The organism is Vibrio scophthalmi LMG 19158, from assembly GCF_000222585.1.
In the GTDB taxonomy this organism is placed as follows: domain Bacteria; phylum Pseudomonadota; class Gammaproteobacteria; order Enterobacterales; family Vibrionaceae; genus Vibrio; species Vibrio scophthalmi.
Genome location: NZ_AFWE01000073.1, coordinates 94,017 through 119,921 on the forward strand (window position 1 = coordinate 94,017; position 25,905 = coordinate 119,921).

General features: G+C 45.0%; 23 protein-coding genes and 1 riboswitch. Of the genes, 13 read left to right on the forward strand and 10 right to left on the reverse strand.

The features are described from left to right. The first annotated feature begins 1 nt into the window (after position 1). The 8 genes from RH88_RS05790 to RH88_RS05825 all read left to right on the forward strand — a co-directional run bounded on the left by RH88_RS05790 (position 2) and on the right by RH88_RS05825 (position 7,950). Positions 2 to 1,282: a TadE/TadG family type IV pilus assembly protein gene (locus RH88_RS05790; RefSeq protein WP_005594128.1), complete on the forward strand. Its 1,281-nt coding sequence runs from the start codon at positions 2 to 4 to the stop codon at positions 1,280 to 1,282. Positions 1,283 to 1,391: 109 nt separating this feature from the next. After that, complete coding sequence (locus tag RH88_RS05795; protein WP_231893164.1) at positions 1,392 to 1,775, forward strand: TadE/TadG family type IV pilus assembly protein; 384 nt, start codon at positions 1,392 to 1,394, stop codon at positions 1,773 to 1,775. Beyond that, positions 1,772 to 2,302 carry a TadE/TadG family type IV pilus assembly protein gene (locus RH88_RS05800; protein WP_005594130.1) on the forward strand — a complete coding sequence of 177 codons (531 nt, stop codon included), beginning with the start codon at positions 1,772 to 1,774 and terminating at the stop codon, positions 2,300 to 2,302. The genes RH88_RS05795 and RH88_RS05800 overlap by 4 nt, the downstream gene beginning before the upstream one ends. Before the next feature lie 19 nt (positions 2,303 to 2,321). After that, complete coding sequence (locus RH88_RS05805; protein ID WP_005594131.1) at positions 2,322 to 3,533, forward strand: nucleotide-binding protein; 1,212 nt, start codon at positions 2,322 to 2,324, stop codon at positions 3,531 to 3,533. Between the two features lie 12 nt (positions 3,534 to 3,545). Then, a complete protein-coding gene (locus RH88_RS05810; RefSeq protein ID WP_005594132.1) occupies positions 3,546 to 4,973 on the forward strand; it encodes a TadA family conjugal transfer-associated ATPase in 1,428 nt (475 codons plus the stop codon). A gap of 12 nt (positions 4,974 to 4,985) precedes the next feature. Beyond that, on the forward strand, positions 4,986 to 5,954 hold the full coding sequence (locus RH88_RS05815; protein ID WP_005594133.1) for a type II secretion system F family protein: 969 nt from the start codon (positions 4,986 to 4,988) through the stop codon (positions 5,952 to 5,954). Between the two features lie 2 nt (positions 5,955 to 5,956). Then, entirely contained in the window at positions 5,957 to 6,904 is a 948-nt protein-coding gene (locus tag RH88_RS05820; RefSeq protein WP_005594134.1) for a type II secretion system F family protein, read from the forward strand. 32 nt (positions 6,905 to 6,936) lie between these two features. Further along, entirely contained in the window at positions 6,937 to 7,950 is a 1,014-nt protein-coding gene (locus RH88_RS05825) for a tetratricopeptide repeat protein (protein WP_005594136.1), read from the forward strand. Positions 7,951 to 8,040: 90 nt separating this feature from the next. Here the strand turns inward: RH88_RS05825 and chrA are convergent, their stop codons facing one another. Beyond that, positions 8,041 to 9,186: a chromate efflux transporter gene (gene chrA, locus RH88_RS05830; RefSeq protein ID WP_005594137.1), complete on the reverse strand. Its 1,146-nt coding sequence runs from the start codon at positions 9,184 to 9,186 to the stop codon at positions 8,041 to 8,043. 104 nt (positions 9,187 to 9,290) lie between these two features. Between chrA and RH88_RS05835 the strand changes: the two genes are divergently transcribed. Continuing rightward, entirely contained in the window at positions 9,291 to 10,226 is a 936-nt protein-coding gene (locus tag RH88_RS05835; protein WP_005594139.1) for a LysR family transcriptional regulator, read from the forward strand. A gap of 71 nt (positions 10,227 to 10,297) precedes the next feature. Here the strand turns inward: RH88_RS05835 and RH88_RS05840 are convergent, their stop codons facing one another. The 3 genes from RH88_RS05840 to RH88_RS05850 all read right to left on the reverse strand — a co-directional run bounded on the left by RH88_RS05840 (position 10,298) and on the right by RH88_RS05850 (position 13,215). Further along, positions 10,298 to 10,966 (reverse strand): hypothetical protein, encoded by a 669-nt coding sequence (locus RH88_RS05840; protein ID WP_005594140.1) that lies wholly within the window; start codon positions 10,964 to 10,966, stop codon positions 10,298 to 10,300. Between the two features lie 219 nt (positions 10,967 to 11,185). Then, positions 11,186 to 12,529 carry an MATE family efflux transporter gene (locus tag RH88_RS05845; RefSeq protein ID WP_005594142.1) on the reverse strand — a complete coding sequence of 448 codons (1,344 nt, stop codon included), beginning with the start codon at positions 12,527 to 12,529 and terminating at the stop codon, positions 11,186 to 11,188. A 131-nt stretch (positions 12,530 to 12,660) separates the two neighbouring features. Beyond that, positions 12,661 to 13,215 carry a gamma-glutamylcyclotransferase family protein gene (locus RH88_RS05850; protein WP_005594144.1) on the reverse strand — a complete coding sequence of 185 codons (555 nt, stop codon included), beginning with the start codon at positions 13,213 to 13,215 and terminating at the stop codon, positions 12,661 to 12,663. Positions 13,216 to 13,496: 281 nt separating this feature from the next. On the opposite strand from RH88_RS05850, the gene RH88_RS05855 reads away from it, so the two are divergent. Beyond that, positions 13,497 to 14,681 carry an NnrS family protein gene (locus tag RH88_RS05855; protein ID WP_005594145.1) on the forward strand — a complete coding sequence of 395 codons (1,185 nt, stop codon included), beginning with the start codon at positions 13,497 to 13,499 and terminating at the stop codon, positions 14,679 to 14,681. A 64-nt stretch (positions 14,682 to 14,745) separates the two neighbouring features. Here the strand turns inward: RH88_RS05855 and mltC are convergent, their stop codons facing one another. The 5 genes from mltC to RH88_RS05880 all read right to left on the reverse strand — a co-directional run bounded on the left by mltC (position 14,746) and on the right by RH88_RS05880 (position 20,296). After that, positions 14,746 to 15,867, reverse strand: a complete 1,122-nt coding sequence (mltC, locus tag RH88_RS05860) for a membrane-bound lytic murein transglycosylase MltC (protein WP_005594147.1) — start codon at positions 15,865 to 15,867, stop codon at positions 14,746 to 14,748. Positions 15,868 to 16,014: 147 nt separating this feature from the next. Further along, positions 16,015 to 17,046 (reverse strand): 2,3,4,5-tetrahydropyridine-2,6-dicarboxylate N-succinyltransferase, encoded by a 1,032-nt coding sequence (gene dapD, locus RH88_RS05865; protein WP_005594148.1) that lies wholly within the window; start codon positions 17,044 to 17,046, stop codon positions 16,015 to 16,017. Positions 17,047 to 17,426: 380 nt separating this feature from the next. After that, positions 17,427 to 18,419, reverse strand: coding sequence for a GGGtGRT protein (locus tag RH88_RS05870; RefSeq protein WP_005594150.1), 993 nt, complete (start codon positions 18,417 to 18,419; stop codon positions 17,427 to 17,429). Between the two features lie 39 nt (positions 18,420 to 18,458). Beyond that, on the reverse strand, positions 18,459 to 19,151 hold the full coding sequence (locus RH88_RS05875) for an iron-sulfur cluster assembly scaffold protein (RefSeq protein WP_005594152.1): 693 nt from the start codon (positions 19,149 to 19,151) through the stop codon (positions 18,459 to 18,461). A gap of 197 nt (positions 19,152 to 19,348) precedes the next feature. Further along, a riboswitch (Fluoride riboswitch) is annotated at positions 19,349 to 19,422 on the reverse strand. 265 nt (positions 19,423 to 19,687) lie between these two features. Then, complete coding sequence (locus tag RH88_RS05880; protein ID WP_005594153.1) at positions 19,688 to 20,296, reverse strand: peroxiredoxin C; 609 nt, start codon at positions 20,294 to 20,296, stop codon at positions 19,688 to 19,690. A 199-nt stretch (positions 20,297 to 20,495) separates the two neighbouring features. Here RH88_RS05880 and RH88_RS05885 point away from each other — a divergent pair, with 199 nt between their 5' ends. The 3 genes from RH88_RS05885 (at position 20,496) to aceA (ending at position 25,107) form a co-directional block, all read left to right on the forward strand. Then, the gene (locus RH88_RS05885; RefSeq protein WP_005594154.1) at positions 20,496 to 21,401 is read left to right on the forward strand and encodes a hydrogen peroxide-inducible genes activator; all 906 of its coding nucleotides are present in this window, start codon (positions 20,496 to 20,498) and stop codon (positions 21,399 to 21,401) included. A 597-nt stretch (positions 21,402 to 21,998) separates the two neighbouring features. Then, positions 21,999 to 23,636, forward strand: coding sequence for a malate synthase A (aceB, locus tag RH88_RS05890; protein WP_005594156.1), 1,638 nt, complete (start codon positions 21,999 to 22,001; stop codon positions 23,634 to 23,636). Positions 23,637 to 23,796: 160 nt separating this feature from the next. Continuing rightward, positions 23,797 to 25,107 carry an isocitrate lyase gene (gene aceA, locus RH88_RS05895; protein WP_005594157.1) on the forward strand — a complete coding sequence of 437 codons (1,311 nt, stop codon included), beginning with the start codon at positions 23,797 to 23,799 and terminating at the stop codon, positions 25,105 to 25,107. A gap of 232 nt (positions 25,108 to 25,339) precedes the next feature. Here aceA and RH88_RS05900 read toward each other — a convergent pair whose 3' ends face one another. After that, positions 25,340 to 25,783, reverse strand: coding sequence for a CBS domain-containing protein (locus tag RH88_RS05900; RefSeq protein WP_005594158.1), 444 nt, complete (start codon positions 25,781 to 25,783; stop codon positions 25,340 to 25,342). Positions 25,784 to 25,905: the final 122 nt, after the last annotated feature.

The window sequence follows — 25,905 nt, forward strand, 5'->3', positions numbered from 1 at the left end:
TATGGTGGTTCTCAATAAAGGCGTACTGAAGAGAAAGCAGCAAGGCATCACATTAGTGCTGATAAGCCTAGTTATGTTGTTTTTGCTCAGTATGGCTGCATTTAGCATCGATTTAAATCATCAGGTGTTAAATAAAACCAGATTACAAAATGCGGTCGATTCTGCCGCTTTAGCGGGCGCGGTCGTCGTTGATGAAACAGGAGATGTGGCTTTAGCCGAGACAGCAGCCCGTGAAACGCTAACCAATTTTATTGGTGAAGATGGCAATAGTGAACTGGGTGTACTAGATGGTAATACCGTGGTGACATTCTCTTCTGATCTTGAAACCTTCGTAGCTGCGGGTGCATTTTCGCCCTCAGCAGGTGAGGATGATATCTATGTCCGAGTGGCAACAACCGATATCGAACTGAATCAGTTTCTAAGTTACATCTTCGGGATTGATAAAAATGTTTCAGCCAGTGCGGTTGCCGGTCGCAGTGCCTCGATCTCTGAGGTGTGTAATTTAACCCCAATTGCCATGTGTGGCGATCCGTTGGGCAGTGCGACGGATGCTTGGGGTTATCAACAACCGGGTGTCGATATTCTTAATTCGGCAGATAACTCCCCCGATCAGATTCACGAATTAAAAATTGGTTCACAAGGTAGTACCGATATGGGGCCGGGTAATTTTCACTTGCTCGATTTTAGCCAGCCTGGCGGTAATGGACAAGGCGGGGCTGCCTTGGTACGTGAAGCGCTTGCTGGTGGGTATGATGGCTGCGCGATTATCGGTAATACGGTGACGACTAAACCCGGTAATAGTATCGGCCCTGTCGCTCAAGGCTTGAATACACGCCTGAATAATTTTAAAGGGCCGATGAAGGATGATGGCACCTATTTACCCGATAAATATGTGAAGGAACCGGATATTCCTGCTGAGCCGGGAGAAGAGTATACCGATGATTTTTACTACAGCAATTATGTCCAAGAGCTGGCAAGTTGCGCGAGCGGTGGTAGTTGTGATGGTAATAATTATTTGGGTGATGCTGGGTCTAACGGGCGCCGAATTCTACGTATTCCGATTGTCGATTGTACCGACGCTGGTGGTAAAACAAATTATGACGTGTTGGGCTTCGGTTGTTTTTTCTTGCTGCAAAGTGTTGAGCAAACCGGTAATGCCTCTGTGTTTGGTCAGTTTTTATACGACTGCATGATCAATAACGGTTCGACAGGGTTAGACCCTGACGATGCCGGTTTGTATCGAATCCAATTGTATAAAGACCCATTTAGTGGGGCATCGTGATATGAAAACAATTAATCGATGTACCTATGGTGTCGTCACGGGCGAGACAATATCGACAAGAAACAAGCAACAGGGCTTGGCTGCGTTGGAGTTTATTATCGCGCTACCCATGTTATTGATGCTGGCGGTTCTGGTGATTGATGTCGGCCGAGCTTTGATTCAATACACTCAAGTGAACAAAGCGCTGCAAAATGGAGTTCGCTATGCGGTGGTGGATACGTATGGCACGCTCGATTTTGGCTCGATAGCCGATGAAGCCAACATTAAAAATGTTGTTGTGTATGGAACGCCTACCACGACCGGGACTTCAGAGCCTTTACTGGATCATTTAGGCCTTGATGATGTTGCCTTAACGGCCCCAACGGGAGCAAGTAAAGAGGTGACGTTGTCTGCTTCTTATACCTATGTGCCTTTCTTTTCGGAACTGCCTTTTTCCGATGTATCACTAGCGTTTACCTTTGATGCAGCAACGAAAATGAGGACAGCACCATGATAACTCTACATAAAAAGGTACGGCAAAAAGGGGTCACCCAAGTCGAGTTTATTCTTATTGCCACGACGGTATTACTGCTGCTGTTCGCTATTTTGGAATTTGCCGCGTACTTCTTTTCAGTGCAGATGGTCAATGAAGTGACGCGTCGGGCGGCGCGTTTAGCAACGGTTTGTTATATCAGTGATCGAGACGATATTAAGCAGCTTGATTCACTGACCAATTTATACCCTGCTGATTTTACGGGCGATAACTTGGAAATTACGTATCTGGGTTCTGATGGGGCTGAAATCGACGTGTCAGGCTTTGTCTCATCACCACCTGCCGATGATGCGACGCTAGAAGATCAGTTTAGGCAAATACGTTATGTACGAGCGCGCTCGATTAATTATACCTACAACTTTGTTGTGCTCTCGCTTTTGATTGATTTGATCGGCAACACACCTGCATTTGAAACGATTTTACCTGCAGAAAGCTTAGGTATTTTACGACAATCCAGCTCATCTGGTGAAGACAGGACAGACTGCTAAGAGCTAAGGAAGCTGCATGATGTTAAAAACAGTGAATATTGACCACGATAAAAATTATAAAACGCTGAAAACGAATCTGACACTCTGGGTTGTACACGCTAGCTCGACGTTTAAGCTGCATATCGAAAAAGTGCTTATGGAGTGTATGAACCTCAATATTGAATGGATTGAGTTATCACACTTCAACCCAGACATGCTTGATACTAAAGCGAAACCAGATCTTGTTTATATTGAGGTCGGTGATGGCTGGGCGCAAAAAGTCGCGCATGTTTTCTCCTCGAACCTTCATTTGGCAGGGGAAAACAGCAGTTTGATTGTTTTCGGTGCGGAAAATGATACCGCCTCATTGAAAATGGCATTGCGCTTAGGGGCGTCGGATTACTTTTCTCAAGAGGTTGAGCTGGGTGAGCTCTACCCAATGCTGAAAGTAACAGCGGAAGAAAAAGTCGCAGCAAGAAATATGGGGAGTTTAACGCTCTTTGTTAACACCAAAGGTGGCTCTGGCGCAACGACGCTGGCCACCAATACGGCGATAGAGCTGGCAACTTATGCGACAGGTAATGTGCTGCTAGTGGATCTCGATACACAGTTTAGTGATGTTTCGGATTATCTTAATAGTCGGCCAAAATACAGCATGAATGACGTGATTAATTCGATCAGTGATTTAGATGAGTTGTCATTAGAAGGATTGGTTTATAAACATTCATCAGGGCTTAATTGCCTGAGTTTTAGCCCGGATACGCGCCAAGAGAATTATAAATTGGCCAATCAAGTGAGTAAGTTATTACCAATATTGCGTCAATTCTACGCGCATATTGTGGTTGATATGTCGCACGGCATTGAGCCGGTATTTCAGCAGATTATTTCACCAGCGACACACATTTACTTAGTCCTACAGCAAGATATTACCTCCGTTAAACATGCAACGAATTTAGTACGTAGTTTGGAATTCGACTATGGTTTAAAAAGCGAGCAAATTGAGTTAGTGGTGAATCGATTTGAAAAGAATGCCCCTATCTCTTTGAAAGATATCGAAGAAACATTAAAAAATAGCTCGATTGTACTGGTGCCGAATAATTATCAATTAGCGGTAGAGTGCGCCAACTTAGGCAGTCCTATTGTGCAAGCGAAGCGACATAGTGCAATAAAAAGCGCGCTAGAAGACTTGTCACATAAGATTGAGCAGCCGAAAGAGAAGAAACAAGGCTGGTTCGGTAAGCTATTTTCTTAACGGGGGATTATTATGTTTTTTAAGCGTAAAAACGTCAGTCAGTCACTGCAAGATGTCCAATCACCCCAATCTCATTCAGAGCCTATACATGAGGTTAGTGAAGGGGATTCCAGTGAGAAACTTACCGCAATGGACGCCAAATTGAAGTTGATGGATGAGCAAAAACGTCAACTCGAACAAGAGCAAGAAGTGAAGCATTATTATCACAAAAAATTGCTCGATACTTTAGATTTAGGTGTGCTCTCTCAACTGCAAGAGGAGCGGGGACGAGAAGAGCTACGCGAAGCAATCATTCGCCTTATCGGTGACGATAAGACGCACCCGTTGAGCTCTGAAGCGCGAGTTCGCGTTATTAAACAAATCGAAGATGAGGTGTTTGGTTTAGGCCCCTTGGAGCCGCTACTCGATGATAATACCATCTCTGATATTTTGGTTAATGGACCCAAAAATATCTTTGTCGAACGTTTTGGTAAATTAGAAAAAACCCCTCATACCTTTTTAGATGATCGTCACTTACGTAATATCATTGATCGTATTGTTAGCCAAGTTGGTCGCCGTATTGATGAAGCTTCACCTATGGTGGATGCTCGTTTAAAAGATGGCTCGCGCTTTAACGCCATTATTCCCCCATTGGCGATTGATGGCCCATCAGTCTCTATTCGTCGATTCTCTGTTGAACGACTCAACATGAACAATTTGCTTGAGCTCGATTCTCTCTCTGATCCTATGGCGCGTTTTCTCAATGCCGCAGTTGTCGGTGAGCTTAATATTCTGATTTCAGGTGGTACGGGTTCAGGTAAAACCACGACGTTGAACATCCTGTCGGGTTTTATTCCTAAAGATCAACGCATTGTCACCATTGAAGATTCAGCCGAATTGCAACTGCAGCAACCTCATATTATTCGCCTCGAAACACGCCCAGCCAATATTGAAGGAAAAGGGGAGATCTCCCAACGAGAACTGGTAAAAAACTCGCTGCGTATGCGCCCAGATCGAATTGTGATTGGTGAGGTGCGCGGCAGTGAAGCGGTCGATATGTTGTCAGCCATGAATACCGGCCATGATGGTTCTTTAGCCACGATTCACGCCAACACGCCTCGTGATGCTTTGAGTCGAGTTGAGAATATGTTTTCGATGGCGGGTTGGAGTGTTTCAACCAAGAACTTGCGGGCGCAAATTGCGTCAGCGATTCACTTAGTCGTACAGATGGATCGTCAAGAAGATGGTAAGCGCCGTATGGTGAGCATTCAGGAAATCAATGGTATGGAAGGCGAGATCATTACCATGTCAGAGATCTTTGCTTTTAAACGTCAAGGCGTCGATAAAGACGGCAATGTGCTCGGTAATTATGTTGCGACCGGCATTGTGCCAAGTTGTCATGATCAATTGGTGAAACGCGGATTAGACATACCGTTTGAGCTCTTTAACGAAAAATCATAAAAGGAGGCAGGGATGCAAAGTCAAATGCCGCTCTTCTTTATTCTACTTTTCTTGTCGGTTTTTTTGATAAGTCAGGCGCTCATCTTACCATCAGTGGGTAAGAAGGTTCGTCATAAGCAGCTGATCAAGCGCCTAAAAGATGGTCACAACACGATTGATGCGGAAAGCGTCAATCTACTGCGAGAAAATGCTTTAAAAGATCTCAATGCGTTAGAGAAGTGGCTGATTCGCTTCCCTCTGTTCGAAAGCATTAAAAAGAAACTCGAACTGGCGGGGATTACGGTCAGTTTCAGTAAGTTTCTCTTTCTCTCATTTTTAGCCGGTTTAGTGTTTTTATTGGTGTTATTGCTACTCAACCAAATCTGGTACTTCAGTGTTGGTGCGATGTTTGCGATTTGGGTGGTGGAGTACATCATTGTCCAAAAGATGATTAATGATAGGTTGCAAAAGTTTGAGGAGCAATTGCCCGAGGCACTCGATATTATCAAGCGGGTTTTGCAAGCTGGCCAGCCATTAAACAAAGCTTTTTATGAGGTTGGTATTGAGATGCCAGGCCCATTGGGACCTGAATTTCTCAACACTTACAACTTGTTGAATTATGGCTATGACTTACGTTTGGCTATTTTACAGATGTCAGAGCGTACGCCTACAATCTCGATGTTGGCCTTTTCCAGTGCCGTCTTATTGCAGAAAGAGACCGGTGGTAATCTCACCGAAAATCTCGATAAGTTATCGCGTCTATTACGTGCTCGTTTTAAGCTATCACGAAAAATTCGCACCATTTCAGCTGAATCTCGCATGTCGGCTTGGGTTTTAGTGCTTGCTCCCTTTGGCCTATACGCCATGATTTACCTGATTAATCCTGAATATATCCAAATCCTCCATTCCGATCCGCGCGGCTTACGCATGGTTGGGGCCGGAATGATCGCCTTACTATTAGGTACATTGTGGATTCGAAAAATCGTCAACATTGAGGTGTAGCTATGAATATGCAAACGGTTTTCGATTGGATAAATAGCAGCAGTGTTGACCAAGAGTTGCTATTTATGGCGTTTATCTTGGTGACCACGATTCTCATCGTCATGACTCTGGGCTTTGCTGTTATGGGTATCAATTCTCCGTTGCGCCGTAAATTGGCGGAGTTATCGGGCAATAAAAACGCTCAACCGAAAAACAGCAACAAGATGGTGGATACGCTTGAGTCGTTAGCACCAATTATGTCGCCGAAAAGTGAGAAAGAGCGTCAAACGACGAGAGATAAATTGATGCATGCGGGCTTTCATCAGGGCAATTCATTGTCGCTATTTTATTCAATCAAGTTCGTCACCTCTATCTTCGGCATGATGGCTGCCACGGCAATTTACATCTATTTTCCAGACAATAAATACCTGTATGCCTATATGGCGCTGGTGGTTGGTGTCGGATTATTTTTTCCCGACTACATTCTCGGAAGAATGGTCAATAAACGTCAGCATCTTATTCGTGCTGGTGTGGCTGATATGCTCGATTTATTGGTGGTTTGTACCGAGTCAGGGCTGGGTTTTAACGCGTCATTACGCCGAGTTGCCGATGAACTCGTTATCTCTCACACCGAGTTGGCGGATGAGTTAGATACGGTATGTGTAAAAATTCAAGCGGGTAAAACTATGCCGGAAGCGTTGCGAGAGCTAGTGGTACGTACCGGTATTGAAGAGATTAGTGGTTTGGTGAGTATGTTGAGTCATGCATCTAGAATCGGCGGAAGCTTGGTGCATTCTTTGCGTGAATATACCGAGGATTATCGCGATAAACGTCATCAAGCAGCAGAAGAAAAAGCGGCCAAAATTCCAGTAAAAATGATGTTTCCAATGGTGATGTTTATCTGGCCGTGTTTTTTCATTGTCGCAATTGGTCCGGCACTTATTTCATTGATGGATGCATTTGCTCAGTAACGCACAACTCAAAGCGTAAGGTAGGGAAGATTATGTGGATAAAAATACAAACAATAGCGTTAGCACTGGTCGTCATGTCGGGGTGCTCCTCATCGGATCCTGCGGATAATTTTGATTCATCACTTTATGCCGGTAAACCGATTGAAAGTCTCTCTAATGCGGAGCCGCCAAAAACGGAAAAAGAAGCATTGGCGAGAGGTGATATGGCACTGGCGAATAAGGATATCGATTTAGCCTTGTATGAATATTTACGTTCGTTGAGTTTTCCCAATGCTGAGTACAAAGATAAGACTCTTTATACTGTGGGTAAAATTCATTTAACCGCGCCAAATCTAGAACTCGCGGAACGTGCGTTTAAAGCATCGCTGCAAGAAAACCCCAATAATGTTGGAGCGTTAGAAGAGCTGGGTTCTCTGTATAGCCGAAATGGGCGAACGGATGAAGGGATGAGTTATTACATTAAAGCGGTTAATGCTGATTTGCTTCGTCTGGGTGAGGACCCTACCATTACCGCGAATAACTTGTCAGTAGAGTCGGTGGCAGAGTTAAAGCATGACGCTCAGTCTCCGGATGGTGCCTACAATGGCTTAGGAGTTTTATTAGATGTCAAAGGGGAGCATGATTTAGCTCAGTCGCTATTCGTCAGTGCGATCGAAATTGATGACAAAAATTTAGATGCCATCATTAATTTGGGTTATTCCTATTATATGTCGGGTGATTACCCTAAAGCGGCGGTGTACACCAAAGCTGCCGTTATGCGTGATGAAAACAATGAAAAGGCGCTTAATAATTTGGCCTTAGTTTACCTCGCGCAAGATAAAGTAAGACAAGCACTGAATGTGTTTAGCCGTCATTTAACTACACCGGAAGCGCTCAACAATGTCGGATATTTTCTGATTCTGCAAGGTAAGGCAGAGCAAGCAATTCCTTACTTGCAGCAAGCGATTGATAAAAATCCGAGTTACTATGAAGTCGCCAATCGAAATTTGGAGCGAGCACTATCGATTGTGCGAGAGCAAAGCTCTTCATTAGTGACGATTCAGTAGTTCAATCTGAGCAGTTATTACTCAGCAAGCAAAAAACAGCGCAATTGCGCTGTTTTTTTGGCTAAATGAGCAAATATCTAGGTTTTGATGTTATGACATTAAACCACTCAGAAAACCCGCTACGATAAAGGCAATAACCATCCAGATGATTGGCAGTTTCAACTGTTTTAGCAGGAAGAAACCAGCCAGTATCAATGCGACATCTAATGGGGCATTGACCGCACTGGTAAATACGGGTTGATAGAGCGCTGAAACCAGTAAGCCTACCACGGCCGCATTGACACCGCTGACTGCGCCAGCCACTTGTGGCTTTTGCGCCAATGATTGCCAGTTTTTCAATACCCCCAGCAGCAATAAGAAGCCCGGAAGAAAAACCGCAACGGTTGCCACTAGAGCACCGACAATTGGCGCATTTGGTTGTAGCTCATACCCAATGTAAGTGGCAAAGGTAAACATTGGCCCAGGCACGGCTTGTGCGGCAGCATAGCCGGTTAAAAAGGCATCTTGGCTGAGTTGGTCGCCGACAATATTTTGCAGTAGTGGCAGGACGACATGACCACCACCAAAGACTAAGCTACCCGCTTGGAAGAAGTCGTTAAATAGGCCAAGGGTTGGTGCTAAGTGTGTGAACAGTGGCAACCCGAGTAGCAGCACAACAAAAAGCGCTAAAGGTGCAATGCTCGGTTTAAAGGGGCGTGGTTCGCAAGGCGTTTCACCTTTAAGGTACTTTGTGCCAATCAGTGCCGCAATCACCAAGACAATCATTTGTGTGGCGATGCTTGGCATGATGAGTAGTGCAATAGCTGTCATCAAGCATAAACTCACCGACAGTGTGCCTTTGCAAAAATTCTTATACATCCCCCAGGTTGCATCGGCAACGACGACCACAGCCAGTAATTTTAGGCCATGTACGATGCTTTGAAAGGCCGTCGTTTCGGTGACTTGGCTTGAAACGACAGCCAGCAATACCATGATCAATACCGATGGAAGGGTAAAGCCAATAAATGCCGCACAAGCGCCTAATAGCCCACCCCGCTTGTAGCCGATAGCAAAACCAACTTGGCTTGACCCTGGGCCTGGTAGGAATTGGCTGAGCGCCACTATTTGCGCGTACTCACTGTCATCTAGCCAGTTAAGTTTTTCGACGAAGGTTTGGCGAAAGTAGCCAATATGGGCCGCAGGGCCGCCGAAGCTGATCCAGCCAAGCCAGAAAAAGGTTTTAAATATGGAGAGCATCAGTGCTTATCCTATCAATCAAGACTGCCTCTACTTTAAAAAAAACGCTATGATGATTCAAATTGATAGTTTTAATTTTATGTATGAATGAAATGGGATGAGCAATGGCGTTATTAGATGATATTGCATGGCGAAATATTGACTTAAATCTATTGGTGACTTTTTCCTATCTCTATCGTTACCGTAGTGTCAGTGTTGCGGCGAAAAAGAGTTTTGTTAGTCAGTCAGCGATGAGCCATAGTTTGTCGCGATTGAGAGTGTTGTTGGATGACCCACTGTTTGTTCGTAAAGGGCATAAAATGGAACCAACGGATCATGCTCACCATATTGCGCCAACTCTGCATCAACTGCTCAATAGTATTGCGAAAGATTTGTTGACGAAATCAGCCTTTGATCCCTTCAAATATTCAGGGGTGTGCCGGATTGGTTTAACGGACTATGCGGAGTTTATTTTTGCCCCTGCGCTGTACGATGAGATCCTAACTAATGCACCTGATGCACAAATCAGTTTTATCAACGTTAATCGCAGTAATTACGTTGCTCTGGTTGAGCAAGAAAAGCTGGATATCGTGATTGGCAGCATGCCAGTGTTGGATGATGACTTTGAGAGTCATTATTTATACACCGAGAAACATGTTTGCTTAGCTGATAAACAAGCTCTGAATTTAAGTGGTGAGTTGACTCTAGAAGCCTTTGCTCAGATAGAGCAGGCATTGGTCAGCCCTGATGGGAGTTTATCAACCCAAGTGGATAAGAAGTTAGCTGAACACGGTTTAACTCGCCGAGTGACAGTGGCATCTCATAACTTTCTCACCATTCGAAGCTTGCTTAAAAAGCGTCGATTGATCGCGATTGTACCGGAAAAAATGGCTAATGCTGAGGGATTTGATGATCAGCTGACTACGTTCCGCCCACCTATTGCGGTGGCTGATTTTGATATTGCGATGCTATGGCATAGCAGTCGCAGCAGTGAAGACAAAAACATTTGGTTACGAACTTTGGTTGAGCGAGTGGTCTCGCCCAAGTCTGTTTTCAAGTGAGTAAGTGGTGCTTTTGGTACGATAGCATTGAATGTCGTGTTAGATATCTAACACGACATTATGGAGAAAGCTTAAGCTTTCTTTAGACTACGTTGAATCTTTAAAGACGCATAAGCGATAATGCAGTAAGCCAGAAGTTCGGTGCTTTCTTCGACAATGTTTTTAACATCGCGGATGTAATGTTCGCTCATCACCCCTTTCCAGAAATCACCCATACCCATTAGGCGTGAGTAAACTAATAGCATAATTAAGCCAAAAATCAGCAAGTTGGCTGATGAAGTGTTGAGAATGACCGCCAATTGAGTAAAGCTCTGCTTGCCATTTTTTGCGGCATAAACGATAGCCGCAACCGTGGTTAGAAGAGCAGGATAAATCCAAGAACCATGAGAGATGTGGTCGAGCCAGCCATCATTTTCGCGAATAAACATCACCAAGAAAAACGCGGCAATTAACACGGCAGCATGTTTTAACGCTGGTCGCTGTTTGGCGATCAAGAAAAATGAAGCACTTGAAATCGCCAGCATGACGAGCTCGAGTATTTCAGTTACAGAGGCTTCTCCCAAAGTATTGCCTAGGAATACATAGTCAATACGCAGCGCGACGTTAACCAGTAAGCAGACTGCAATGGCAATTAAAGCAGTTTGAAAACACTTTAAGATTACTTTTGAACTTGATTTATCCAGAGCAAATTCCTCTATAAGAGTCGTGTCACTGGTATGAGTATAGATGTCAGTTTTCATAATGATAAAAATGGGGGAATGATAATTCGCTTAAAGGATAGGGTTTGGCACACTTCTTTTGTCAGAGTAATGTAAGAAAACGAACGCCGTACAATTGAAGTGCATATTAATCAATCACTTAATTATTTATGATATTTTGTTATTATTAAGTGATAAATGCATCAATTAATAAGTAACTAGTATTATATAGTGAGGAAGATTCACTTTAATAATGGATTGCTATGTCAATTGATAGCGAGTCCACACTTTACTGCGCCAGCGCTGAGCCATAATCAGCCCTCTAAACCATTCATCAAGTGCAATCGCCATCCATGCGCCGATAACGCCGTATCCCCAGTGCACGCCAAGTAGATAGCTAAACAGCACACCAAGTCCCCACATGCTAAAAATGCCCATTTGCACCGGAAACTTAATATCACCGGCGGCTTTAAGTGCTGAGATGAAAATCAGGTTAAATACGCGCCCGGATTCGAGCAAGATAGAGCCCGCGATCAGAGTGGCCGTAAGCGCCGCAATTTCGGCTTGGTCTGTAAACCACGCAATGATGATGTCACTGCAAAAGTAAGTCGTGATGGTGACAATATTTGTCACGATAAAGCCGACCAAAAAGTACTTTTGTACGCGAATGAGAATGCTGTCAATTAGCCCTCGGCCAATAAAGTAACCCGCTTGAATTTGGCTTGCTTGGCCTAAAGCAAGCGCAAAAGCAAACGAAATACGAGCAATGTTTTGTGCATAGGTGAATGCCGCTAAGGATGCCGTACCCATTTGAACAACAAAGTAAATGATGGTGATTTGGGCCAAGTTGTAGGCAAGCACTTCGCCCGCATTCATTGAGCCAATCCGTACAATCCGACGGTAAATGTCTCGTGGAATGGCGCGCCATTGAGCAAAAGGCAATTCAATATCAGAATTTCGTACCTTATAACAAAGCATGACGGTACTCAGTATTTGAGCAAAAACGGTCGAGATTGCCACGCCTTGTACGCCGTAGACCGGTAAACCGAAAGGTTGATAAAGCGCGATATAGTTACCAACAATATTAATGACACCTGCGATTAAGTTCACCACCATCGGTGAGCGAGAGTAGCCATGACTGCGCAAGATTGTGGTGAGAACGATACCCATCGTGACATTAAAAGTCATCGCGCCACTGATTAGTAAATATTCTTGTGCGTAATGCTCTACTTGAGCCTCTAATCCATAGTAAGGCAATAGAGAGTAGGCTGCGCAGACGGCGAAAAGGCTGAGAAAAATGCCGACAAAAGCAGACATAATGACACTGGCAACCCCGACGTATGCGGAATCTTGTTGACGATTAGAGCCATTGTATTGCGCGATTAAAATACCCGTGCCACTACTGACCATAGAGGAAATGATGATCAGAAAGAAAGAGATCTGTGCAATTACTCCAACCGCTGACACCGCTTTATCTGAATAGCCGCTAAGCATAAATACATCGCTGGTATTGAGTGCGGTGCGAAGCATGATTTCGATAAACAACGGCCACGTAAGGGCGATGATGCTCATGCGTTTATCGATGGTGTTGGGCGCAGATGACATTGGGGTGCTCGATCAGTCGGAAGTTAGCCACAATAAATGGCGGGCTATTATATCGGCGACTTTTTGAACGTATAATGCACTTTCTCACTTGGTGAGAAAGCGCTAGTTAGTGTTAAAACTAACAATAGATATTAACGGTGAGCTAATAGGCGATCGATTTTTTGCATCACTTCCTGGGTTACGCCCGCAAGGTTGCCATATTTTGGATCGTGACGATCATCTTCGCGTGGATGATGCCAGCCAATGGTATGTTCAATAAATTGCTCGGCAAAGCTTTCTGAGATCTCTAAGCAACCGGCTAAAACGGTATCAACATAGGTTTGCATTATAGGGCTGATAATGCAGGGCGGAATAGCTTGTTCTGTAATGTAGATCCAGACGTTATCGCGCTCACCGAGTTCGAGTGCACTTACCAATGCGCTAGGATGTAATTTGATCCTCTTATAGCCACGTTCACGGTGGTCAAACTCACTCAGTTGGCCACTATCGAGTTGCAGTAAGACGCCGTTCACCATGCCTTCTCCTTTGGTGACAACCAAGGGGGCGAGTAAATAACTCTCATCAACTTTTCCCCAGTAGCGACATAAACCATGAGCAATCGACGGTGTGGCAGTGGATGTTTGGCCGGTCAGTTGACGTGACGCTGAGTTCATTAAGCTGCCATAACCAAAAATATAATCACTCATATTACTTCCATTTGATAAAGAGACATTTGCTCAAGAGATAAGTTAAATCATAGCGAGAATGAGCACCGCCCAAAAGTGCAATCTGTTTGATGTTATCGCTACTCGTTATAAGTCACTTTGACTTCTTGTTGTGTTATGGACTTACTTTTGTAAGTGTCATAATGACTTATATTATAAGCTTATTTATTTAAGTTGCTGATAAATAGCCAAATAAAAAGTGGTATAAAAGATGCAAATCAAACAGTGCAATTGTAAAGAGTTACTGTTTTCGGAGTTCCATTTTGCTCAATATTACTGATAAGCGGGTTGAAGATAAAATCCCCGCTGTGTTACGCCTCGGTTTTCGTCCCTTTTTTCTGTTGGGAAGCGTTTATGCACTGATCGCCATTCCTCTTTGGGTATGGATGTTTCGTACCGGTCAACCATCAGCTCTGCAAGTTCCCGCGTTGTGGTGGCATGTGCACGAGATGCTGTTTGGTTTTGCTATGGCCATTGTGGTCGGTTTCGTTTTGACGGCAGTGCAAAACTGGACGGGGGTTAATGGAACCAAAAGTTATCGTCTTTTAGCCATTGTGGCGCTGTGGTTGACACCTCGCTTGCTACTCTGGACACCTACGCCACTTTGGCTAATCTCGATAATTGATGCGCTCTTTCTTGCTTTTGCCGCGTATGAAGTGGCGTGGAGAGTCTTCCAAGCTAAAGGTTGGCGCAATCTATTTTTTGTACCGTTATTTATTTTGGCTATCGTCGCCAACTTCGCCAGTTATGCCTGTGTGAAAGGGATGCCACCGTTTTCAGCATCGGCAGTTTGGCAAGCGATGCTTTGGTGGTTCACCCTATTACTGGCGGTTATGGGCGGACGGGTTATTCCTTTCTTTACTGCACGTCGTTTTAATTTTGACAAGCCACAACCTTTACTATGGCTTGAGTGGCTGGGCAACCTTCCATTACTGGCTTTATTTGTGTTGAGCTTCTTCCCATTAACCTTTGCTGAACTCAGCCAGCCGTTGATGGTGATTGCGGGGGTTGCTCAGTTGATCAAAGTACTGCGTTGGAAGCCGTGGCGAACGCTGAAAGAGCCTTTGGTTTGGTCGCTGCATTTGTCTTATTTGTGTATTCCGTTGAGCTTGCTGGCGCGCGGTTTATGGCAGAATGCCTTTGCCCAACACAATATGATTCATCTGTTTGCAATTGGTGCACTGGCTGGGCTTATCTTAGCCATGGTCACTCGTGTCACCATGGGCCATACGGGACGCGCAATTTATCAAGGGCCGAAAATGGCATGGGCATTTGCATTGCTGTTTATTGCTGCTTTAGTGCGTAGTTTTGGTGTGGCATTGTTGCCTGCGCAAATGCTGGTGATGATAGATGTTAGTGCGACTTTGTGGGCGATCGCTTTTACTTTGTTTATCGTCAAGTTTGGTTTCATGCTGGTGACGCCACGTGTTGATGGTCATCCGGGTTGATGCGTGACTTAAACTTCGCACCATAGAAAAGAAAAAGGCTTAGCGAGTGCTAAGCCTTTTTTGATCAAATAACGTTCTCATTGAAATCTTTCTGGAAATAGAGCACTTTTTGCAAGTAGCGACGCGCTTCTGCTTTTGGGTGTTTGGTGGTCAGCGTGTCGTAGACTTGTTTTGGCGATGAGTTATTCAACTTCACCATCGCTCGCTTACGGTCGCTGCTATCAAAGGCTGAGAGCACACCACCAGTGCCGCCGTTATAAGCGGAAATCATACTGAAGTGCATCGAGGTTGGGTGTTTGACATCACGTAGGTAGCGGTTTTTTAGAATATAGAAATAGGCCGCACCAGTATCAATATTATTGGCGGGATCAAACAAGTATTCCTTGGTTGGAATGCCCGGTTTTTTCTTCACTAAATTAAATACGTCAGCACCGGCCGTTTTCGGGATCACCTGCATGAGGCCATACGCGCCAGCATGACTGACCGCGTAAGGGTTAAAGCTACTTTCAGTTTTGATGATTGAATAGATCAAATCTTCAGGAATATCATAGCGATTTGATGCTTCGCGAATAAGACCGGCATATTGATACTCACGCTGTTCTAAATGATCTTTCACCATGTTGATTTCAACGTAGTAAGCATTGCCACGCTTGATTGGTTTACTTTGTAGCTTGTTCGCCATCAAATAGTCCGCATAGCGGTTAGCGCGCCATTCCCATTCGATCGGTTTACCCTCGTGATCAACTACTTGTCCAAGTAAGAAAGGTTTGCCGCGTAGAATGGCTTCTTTATCGCTAAATAGTTCGGCATGTGCCGGATCAGCAGGCATCAATAGCGTTTGCGTGATCGCTTTTTGCAGTTTTTGCTGTGGTTGGTTTTGTGCAATGGTGGAGACGTAAATCTTACCTTGGTCGAAATCGATATGAGCACGAGTATTGTAGCCATCAAGGTATTTTACGTAGCGATGCTTTCCGGCCTCAACAAACTCATCTTCTCCCCAGCGGTCTTTGGCAAGTTTTGCTACATAAGCCAGTAATTGATTAATATTTTGCTGTTGATTAGCACCAGGCTGATAAATTGGTGGATAGACTGATGGCGGCGCTTCACAGGCACAATTTTGTGGCTCGTCGGGCGTAAAAGAACAGCCGGTTAATAATACGAGCGATAGATAAACGATTTTTTTCATTAGAATAATTAAGCTTCGAACACTGCAGGGCGAGTTTGATAATAAGGAGCGGAGCTTAATAGCTACAATTGAATATTTCTATGGTAATAATAAAAATCCCCGCAATTAATTGCAGGGATTGATGATTTCAATGTTTGAGCAACGTAATTAGTTGTTCTTATGTAGCTCTGCGTTGAGTTCAACTGCGCTCTTGTTTGCCAAACATTCGATTTGACCGGTTACCGAGTTGCGGCGGAATAGCAGATCAGAAACACCGGCAAGATCACGAGCTTTGGCCATTTCCACTTCTTTACCTGCAGAATCTAGCATGCGCACTTTCGAGCCTGCGGTTACGTACAGGCCAGATTCGATAGTACAACGGTCACCCATAGGGAAGCCTAGGCCAGCGTTCGCGCCAAGTAGTGAGTTTTCACCGATAGAAACCACCACTTTGCCACCGCCAGATAGCGTACCCATGATTGATGCGCCGCCGCCGATATCAGAGCCGTTACCAACCACAACACCCGCAGAAATACGACCTTCAACCATGCTCACGCCAGTGGTACCGGCATTGAAGTTGATAAAGCCTTCATGCATGACAGTGGTGCCTTCGCCAACGTGTGCGCCCAGACGTACGCGAGAAGTATCCGCAATACGAACGCCAGTTGGTACCACGTAATCCACCATTTTAGGGAACTTGTCGACACAATCGACGCTTAGCGCGCGACCAGCAAGGCGAGCTTCAATTTGACGCTCAGCCAATTCAGGAAGATCGATAGGGCCTTCGTTAGTCCATGCGATGTTGTGCAGTAGACCAAAGATGCCGTCTAGTACCGTACCGTGCGGTTTCACTAGACGGTTAGAGATCAGTTGCAGTTTCAGGAAGCCTTCAGCAACAGATTGAGGCTGTTCATCTGTTGCCAACACAACCAGTACAAGTGGTTGTGCAGATTCAGCGGCTTTCGCGGCGAAAGATGCATTCGCAGCGTCGCCATGAGCGGTAAAGGCCGCAGCAAGTTCTGCACTTTGTGCTGCAGAGATTTCGATAGCTTGGTTGCCTTGCTCATAACCTGCGATGGCTGCTAGTGCGTTAACCAGTGCATCATTTGGGTTAAGTAGAGGGTGTGGAAAAAACGCTTCGATGATTTTACCGTCACGGTTTTTTGTCGCGCTACCAAAGGCAACAGAAAAGAAAGCCATAGTTAATCTCCATGTGTTGAGTCTTTTTATCTCGCCGATTCAATGGCAAGAGATTGAAATAGTGTTATAGCAATAATGTTGTAGCCATAATAAAGAGACTCTTGAGCAGTGGAAAGAGGATTGGTACAGAAAGTCTATCAACGGATATGCTTTGTCGTTTTAGCGACACTTTCGTCTGATTGGAAAGAAAGAGAAGCTAAAAGCAGAATTGAGAAAAGAGAGAAAGAATCGAGAGGCGAGAAGGAGAAGAGGGAGGCGAGAAAGAGTTGAGAAGGGCGAGAGAAGCTAAATGAAAAGATAACCTCGAAGATAGAGGCGTGGAGAGTGATACAGTGTAGAGCAGCGAAAGGCTGCTCTACCTTTTAGGGGGGAGTCGTAGACTAAGCGGCTTGCAGTTTTAATTCGCTTACTGCAACAGCAAGAGCGACAGTGGCTCCAACCATTGGGTTATTACCCATACCGATGAAGCCCATCATAGCGACGTGCGCTGGTACAGAGGAGCTACCCGCAAATTGCGCATCTGCGTGCATGCGGCCCATGGTATCTGTCATACCATAAGAGGCAGGGCCTGCTGCAACGTTATCAGGGTGCAAAGTGCGCCCTGTACCACCACCGGATGCGACCGAGAAATAGGCTAATCCCTCACGGTTACGCTCTGTTTTGTAGATACCGGCAACGGGGTGTTGGAAGCGCGTTGGATTGGTCGAGTTACCAGTAATGCTAACGTCGACTTGCTCTTTGTGCATGATGGCAACACCTTCACGTACATCATCAGCGCCGTAGCATAAGATCTCGCCACGCGGGCCTTGAGAAAAACGACGACGTTCAACTTCGTGTAATTGACCTGTTTGATAATCAAACAGGGTTCGAACATAAGTAAAACCATTAATGCGCGAGATGAGATAAGCGGCATCTTTACCTAAACCATTTAGAATCACTTTCAATGGCGATTGACGAGATTTATTGACGTTTAGGGCTATTTTTATCGCCCCTTCCGCCGCGGCAAAAGATTCATGACCAGCAAGAAAAGCAAAACAGCCACTTTCTTCATTGAGTAAACGTGCGGCGAGTGCGCCATGACCAATTCCGACTTGGCGCTGTTCTGCGACACTGCCAGCCTTAGTAAATGCCTGTAAGCCTTCACCAATGATATTTGCCGCTTGTTCTGCATTTTCTGCCTGACGGTAAATCGCGAGAGCAGTACCTAAAGCATAGGCGTCTGCCGCACTTTCAAAAGCGATAGGTTGGGTATCAAGTACCAGAGCTTTGGCATCAATGCCATGCTCACGGCAATATTGATGAGCCTGCTCAATCGAAGCCAAGTTCATTTCACTTAGTACACGATGGACTGATGGGGTTAGTTGGGTGGTCATAATCTTGTTCCTCTATGTAAGGCGAAGTTAACTGGGCAATTATTGCTGACGTGGATTGATGGTTTTGATGGCTTCATCAAAACGACCATAGGTCCCACTTGCGGCTTTTGCGGCTTCTTCGGCCGGAATACCTTCACTGATTGCTTTCATCATTTTGCCGAGGTTGAGATATTGATAGCCGATGACCTCACTATTTTCATCTAATGCAAGGTGAGTGACATAGCCCTCTGCTAACTCCATATAGCGCACACCTTTCGCCATGGTGGCGTAGCTTGTACCGACTTGGCTGCGTTGAGTTTGACCAAGGTCTTCTAATGCCGCACCAATTTCTAAGCCACCTTCCGAAAAGGCAGATTGGGTACGACCGTAAACAAACTGGAGGAAAATTTCGCGCATGGCGACGTTGATAGCATCGCAGACTAGGTCAGTATTGAGGGCCTCAAGAATGGTTTTGCCGGTCAGGATTTCAGCCGCCATCGCTGCTGACTGTGTCATACCTGAACAGCCAATCGTTTCAATTAATGCTTCCTCGATGATGCCATTTTTAACATTCAAAGTGAGCTTTGCCGCGCCTTGTTGTGGCGCGCAAGCACCAACACCATGACTGAGGCCTGAAATTGCAATGACATCTTTAGGGCTGATCATTGTGCCTTCAACTGGAATCGGTGCTGAAGGATGTAGATCGCCCCGTTGAATTGGACACATGGATTGAATTTCGTGTGAATATTGCATGGTGTTTTCCCAGTATGACATCCAACAAGCAACTGATACGACAGCAAAGCGTTTATCGCTCAGTAATAGCAGCGCGGATATCTATTAAATTCGATTGAGAAAACAGGTGGGGTTGGAGAAAGAGTTAGCATGCTCACTACAGAACTCATATGGCGTCTCTCGAATAGACACCATATCCAACAGGCAGACCTGTTTTCGTTTCTGTAGGAGTCATCAGCATCGTGCGGTTTTGACCGAAAGGCCACGGTGGAACCCCATCACCGTGTAGGCATCATAGTCCTAACTCGCGCGATGTCACAACCGCTTTTTTAGATCGAGTTACGCTATAAAAAGTAATGGTTATATGAAATTGACTATATAGATATGACAGATACAAAAAAGCCCGAAGCGATGCTTCGGGCTTTTCATTAAGACTTTACTATTACTGATTGGCGCTGCGCTTTTTCGCGCTTATGCTTTATTTGTCCAACCGATTACCCGTTGAGCGGGGGTAATAGCGAGTTAATGGTTTAACTCGTTTTGCGTCTCAGGCTAAATTATTTAGCTAGGTCTGCAGAGTGCTCAGATAGGAACGCTGCTACACCTTTAGGTGATGCGTCCATACCTGCTTTACCTTCTTCCCATTGTGCAGGACATACTTCACCGTGCTTCTGGTGGAAGTTTAGTGCGTCAACCATGCGTAGCATTTCGTCGATGTTACGGCCTAGTGGTAGGTCGTTCACAACTTGGTGACGTACAAGACCGTCTTCGTCGATTAGGAAAGAACCACGGAAAGCAACGCCAGCTTCTGGGTGCTCTACGTCGTATGCTTTACAGATTTCGTGTTTCACATCAGCAACTAGAGGGTATTTAACTTGGCCGATACCGCCATCAGCGATAGCAGTGTTACGCCATGCGTTGTGAGAGAACTGAGAATCGATAGAAACGCCGATTACTTCAACACCTTTAGCTTGGAAATCAGCTAGACGGTTATCAAAAGCGATTAGCTCAGATGGGCAAACGAAAGTGAAATCTAGTGGGTAGAAGAAAACAACCGCTTTCTTACCTTTAGTGAATTCTGCAAAGTTGAAGTTATCAACGATCTCACCGTTACCTAGAACAGCTGCTGCAGTAAAGTCAGGGGCTTGACGACCTACTAGTACCATTTTTTTGCTCCTAAAAATTTTGGTATGTTCCAAACCAGATTATTGATTTTGGTTTGGTCCTTGTTTGTACGGGACAAACTATAGTACAGATTGTACTATTGAAAAAAGCGAATTAAATAGATTAAGTTAATCGAAAAAAGCGATAAAACCTTGATTCATTAACTTGGTCACTATAAAGGTAGCTGTTAGCGATAGAATTATGAATAAATGGCCTAGTCTCAAGCAATTACACTATCTCGTTACTCTCCATGAAACGCGCCACTTTAGTGATGCGGCGGAAAAATGTTTCGTCAGCCAGTCAACATTAAGTAAAGGCATTCAAAATCTTGAAGAGTTAATTGGTTGCCCTTTATACGAAAAGAAAGATAAAAAAAGCCCGTTGGTTTTCACTCAAGCGGGCGAGTTAGTGGTACAGCAAGGGCGTGAGCTACTGGCGAAAGGACAAGATCTCATTGAACTTGGACGAGTATGCCAAGGGGGGGAAATGGAAGGGCAGTTACGTGTTGGTTGTATTCCTACTATTGCGCCTTTCTTACTGTGTAATCTCGTGCAGGAAGTTAACCAGCGTTTTCCTCGCCTCAATATGCTGTTACGTGAAGACACCACCACTAATTTATTAGCAGCGTTACGCCATGGCGATTTGGATGTATTGATCTTAGCACTACCGGTTGATATTGATGGAATGCATAGCCGTATTGTCGGCAGCGATCCGTTTCGCATGATCATTAGTCGTAATCAAGCCGAAACCATCAAGGTGCCGATCCGCTACGATGATCTGCCTAATGAGTTTGTGTTTTTGTTGGAGCGTGAACACTGTTTGACAGAGCATGCCGTTTCCGCTTGCCAACTCACCGCCAAAGAGAAGATAAATCCATTTTCTGCCACCAGTTTACATACCTTAGTACAGATGGTGGCTAACGGACTGGGCACGACCTTTATCCCCCAAATGGCGATTGATCATGGTCTGATCGAGAATCAAAACTTGCTGGTGGTTGATCCTCCTGGCCAACAAGCTCATCGTCATATTGGCTTAGTTTGGCGACCAAGTTCATCTCGCGTTAGCACTTTTAATCAATTAGCAGATGTTGTTTCAGAGCTACTATAGCGGTTGGTATTAGCCGAAAACCGCATTAATGACTATATGAACGCGCTGATAATGGCGCGTTTTTTAGTGTTTAATTCTGTTGGTGTGATTTGACTTGTAAAATTTTACAGATAATTATTTTTGAAGCTTTCATTAAATAGTGAAATTACACATTGTTAATTTTACAAAGCCCACAGGGCTTACCGTTTGAACTCCAGTCGTTACTGTGCATCAACCTATTGTTTATCAAAAACAAAAGTATCCTTTTTTATATTCAAACATCCGTTTGAATATACTTCACATCGTCTTTTTTACTGTAAATTAATTACGTAACTACATACATCTTTTGGTCATGATTCAATGAGTTAAAGCCAACCGAATAAAACTTCAAACTTCATTTTTGGGGTTTTGCTTACCCTAGTGGTGATGTAAGTTAAATAAAGGTTTTGTAAGACCTATGTCTAGATTGTTATCGAGCAAAAATTAGTGGAAAGTAATTTCGAACAGCACGATAAAGGCATTGTCGACATCGGAAGTGATGAATAAAAAATGTAGTCTGATAATTACAAATGAAAGTTGGGTTATAAACCTTACTCTCAAGATTTAAAGGAAGAAATCATGCTTGCTCAAACGCCTGAACAGACAAAATCCGTATTGGAAGCCCAAGAGTTTTTATCATTACTCTCCACAACGGGTGAGGTTAATTCGCAGCATCAAGCGATCTATCCTCAAGAAGCACAAACCTTTCTTGCTTTGCTGTGTCATCAGTTTGCTGGTCGAATTGACCACTTACTTTCTGCCAGAGAGCAGCAACAAGCGCGGATCGATAGTGGTGAACTACCGGATTTCTTATCCGAGACGCAAGATATTCGCGAGGGAAGCTGGAAGATCCTCGGTATCCCGGCTGACTTGCAAGATCGTCGGGTTGAAATCACGGGTCCAACGGATCGAAAAATGGTGATTAACGCCCTTAATGCCAATGTGAAGGTGTTTATGGCGGACTTTGAAGATTCAATGTCGCCAGCGTGGAGCAAGGTATTGGATGGTCAAGTGAATCTGCGTGATGCCAACTTAGGTGACATTAGTTACACCAATCAAAGTAACGGCAAGCAGTATGATTTAAACCCCGATCCTGCAGTGTTGATTTGCCGCGTGCGAGGCTTACACCTCAAAGAAAAGCACGTGACTTTTAATGACAAAATTATTCCGGGAGCCTTGTTTGATTTTGCTCTCTACTTCTACAACAACTATCAGACCTTATTGAAAAAAGGCAGTGGTCCTTACTTCTATCTACCAAAGCTGCAATCGCACCATGAAGCGAAGTGGTGGAGTGATGTGTTTCATTTCACCGAAGCGTATTTTGGCCTTCACACCGGCACGATTAAAGCGACGGTATTAATCGAAACCTTACCTGCCGTATTTGAGATGGATGAGATTCTGTTTTCTCTCAAAGAGCATATCGTCGGCCTTAACTGTGGTCGCTGGGACTATATCTTTAGCTACATTAAAACATTGAAAAATCACCCCGACCGCGTGTTACCCGATCGACAGGTTGTGACAATGGACAAGCCATTTCTCAACGCTTATTCACGCCTTCTGGTTCGTACTTGTCATAAACGCGGTGCGTTTGCGATGGGGGGGATGGCTGCCTTCATTCCGGCAAAAGATCCGGTAGAGAATCAGCAAGTGCTCGACAAAATTCATAACGATAAATCGCTGGAAGCCAACAATGGCCATGATGGGACGTGGGTGGCTCATCCAGGTCTTGCCGATACGGCTATGGACGTATTTAGCAAGGTATTGGGAGAGCGTCACAACCAATTGGACGTGAGTCGCAGTGACGATGCTCCGATTACGGCTGAGCAGTTACTTGCCCCGTGTGATGGCGAGCGAACAGAGCAAGGGATGCGTCACAACATCCGTGTGGCACTGCAATACATCGAAGCGTGGATCTCGGGCAATGGTTGTGTACCGATATACGGCCTAATGGAAGATGCCGCGACTGCCGAAATCTCGCGTGCTTCAATTTGGCAGTGGATCCAACATGGTAAAGAGCTCGACAACGGAAAGGTTGTCACTAACGCACTGTTTGAGCAGTACCTCAATGAAGAAATCGAAGTGGTGAAACAAGAAGTGGGCGAAGCGCGTTATCAAGCGGGGCGCTTTACTGAAGCGGCGCAATTGATGGCTAAGCTCACCACCAGTGATGAATTAACCAATTTCTTAACCATTCCCGGTTATGACTATCTTGACTAATTTGTTACGGCGTTAAGCGAAGGCGGCGCCAAATAACGATGAAAAGTAATAAAGAATTTTAGTAGTAGAAACAATTCAATAACGTGAAGGAATACTGGCGGAGCAGGATGTACTGCCGGCAAAGATAATAGCGCACCGCGCACTAAATGAGGGATAGAACATGACATTAACTCGACAGCAACAAATCGAAGCGCTTGAACAAGATTGGGCAAGTAATCCACGCTGGAAACAAGTGAAGCGTCCTTACTCTGCAGAAGAGGTTGTTAATCTACGTGGCTCTATCGTGCCAGCCAATACCATCGCTCAACGCGGTGCAGACAAACTGTGGTCATTGGTTAATGGTGATGCCAAAAAAGGCTATGTGAATTGTTTAGGCGCTCTGACGGGGGGGCAAGCTGTTCAGCAAGCCAAAGCAGGTATTGAAGCGATCTACCTTTCAGGTTGGCAAGTGGCGGCGGATAACAATACGGCTTCGACCATGTATCCTGATCAGTCACTCTATCCAGTAGACTCGGTGCCATCGGTTGTGAAGCGAATTAATAACTCGTTCCGCCGAGCAGACCAAATTCAGTGGACCAATGGTAAAAGCCCACAGGATGAGGGTGGTTTAGATTACTTCCTGCCAATTGTTGCCGATGCAGAAGCAGGCTTTGGTGGTGTGTTGAATGCGTATGAGTTGATGAAGTCAATGATTGAAGCGGGCGCTGCTGGGGTGCACTTCGAAGACCAGTTAGCATCGGTGAAAAAATGTGGTCACATGGGCGGGAAAGTACTCGTGCCAACCCAAGAAGCTGTGCAGAAGTTAGTGGCGGCTCGTTTGGCTGCTGATGTGGCGGGAACAACCACACTAGTGATTGCGCGCACTGATGCCAATGCGGCAGATTTGCTGACTTCAGATTGTGATCCGTACGATAAAGACTTTATTGAAGGCGACCGCACCGCAGAAGGTTTCTACCGTGTGCGTGCGGGGATCGACCAAGCCATTTCGCGTGGTTTAGCTTACGCCCCTTACGCGGATCTGATTTGGTGTGAAACCGCAAAACCGTGCCTTGAAGAAGCGCGTAAATTTGCCGAAGCGATTCATGCTGAGTACCCAGACCAACTCTTGGCCTACAATTGTTCGCCATCGTTTAACTGGGAGAAAAACCTCGATTCAGAAACCATTGCTAAGTTCCAACAAGCGTTGTCTGACATGGGTTACAAATATCAATTTATTACGCTGGCAGGTATTCACAATATGTGGTTCAACATGTTTGAACTGGCACACGCTTACGCTCAAGGTGAAGGTATGCGCCACTATGTTGAAAAGGTACAGCGCCCAGAATTCGAAGCGGCAGACAAGGGGTACACCTTTGTGGCACACCAACAAGAGGTGGGCACAGGCTACTTTGATAAGATGACCAACACCATTCAAGGTGGTAACTCATCAGTGACGGCCTTAACCGGGTCAACGGAAGAAGATCAGTTTTAAGCTGCATAACCTTAAAGCTTTTGCCTTAAGTCATCCTCCAGATAATGGCTTAAGGCACAGCAACGTTAACAGCCATACTGCTCCATCTAGCCTTCTTTGGAAGGCTATTGGAATGGTTCAATGTTCCTTGCAGAACACCCCCTATTAACAACTGAAGCTACAACTTAGGCATAAATTTTTGATGTTCTTTGAGCGGCGCGGGCCGCTCTTTTTTTGCCCGCGAGGCTATTCGCTATTCGTCGACCTCTTCTGGTTCTGCCTCTTCTTGCAATTCCAATAAATTGATCGCAATGCCAACAAAATCACTGTCGGTAATAATGCCGACCAACTGACCTTTTTCTATCACCGGTAAACAGCCGACTTTATGCTTTTGCATGTAGATGGCCGTTTCTTTTAGACCGGCTTTCGGTGTGACGGTCATAACGTTAGTACGCATTACTTCATACAAAGGGGTGCTTAACGTGAAGGATTGATTTTCAGGGATCTCTTGCAAGCTTGATTCTTGTGCTGCGAGTAAGTCGCGCTGAGAAATAATGCCAAGTAAACGACGATCAGCATCCACCACAGGGACATGACGAATATCCAACGCTTCCATGATGTGTTTTGCATCCACCAACTGATGAGAGCGTAACAAGGTGTGTGGGCTACGAGTCATCATCTCTTCGACTTTTATCATAGTGGCCTCCTTAAAGATTTACGCAGATGATTACCCTAAGGTAATTATTCCTATTGTTACTATAGGAATAAATGGCGGATTTTTTTGGGAGCGGGCGCGGCTTTCACAGTAAAATATCCAGA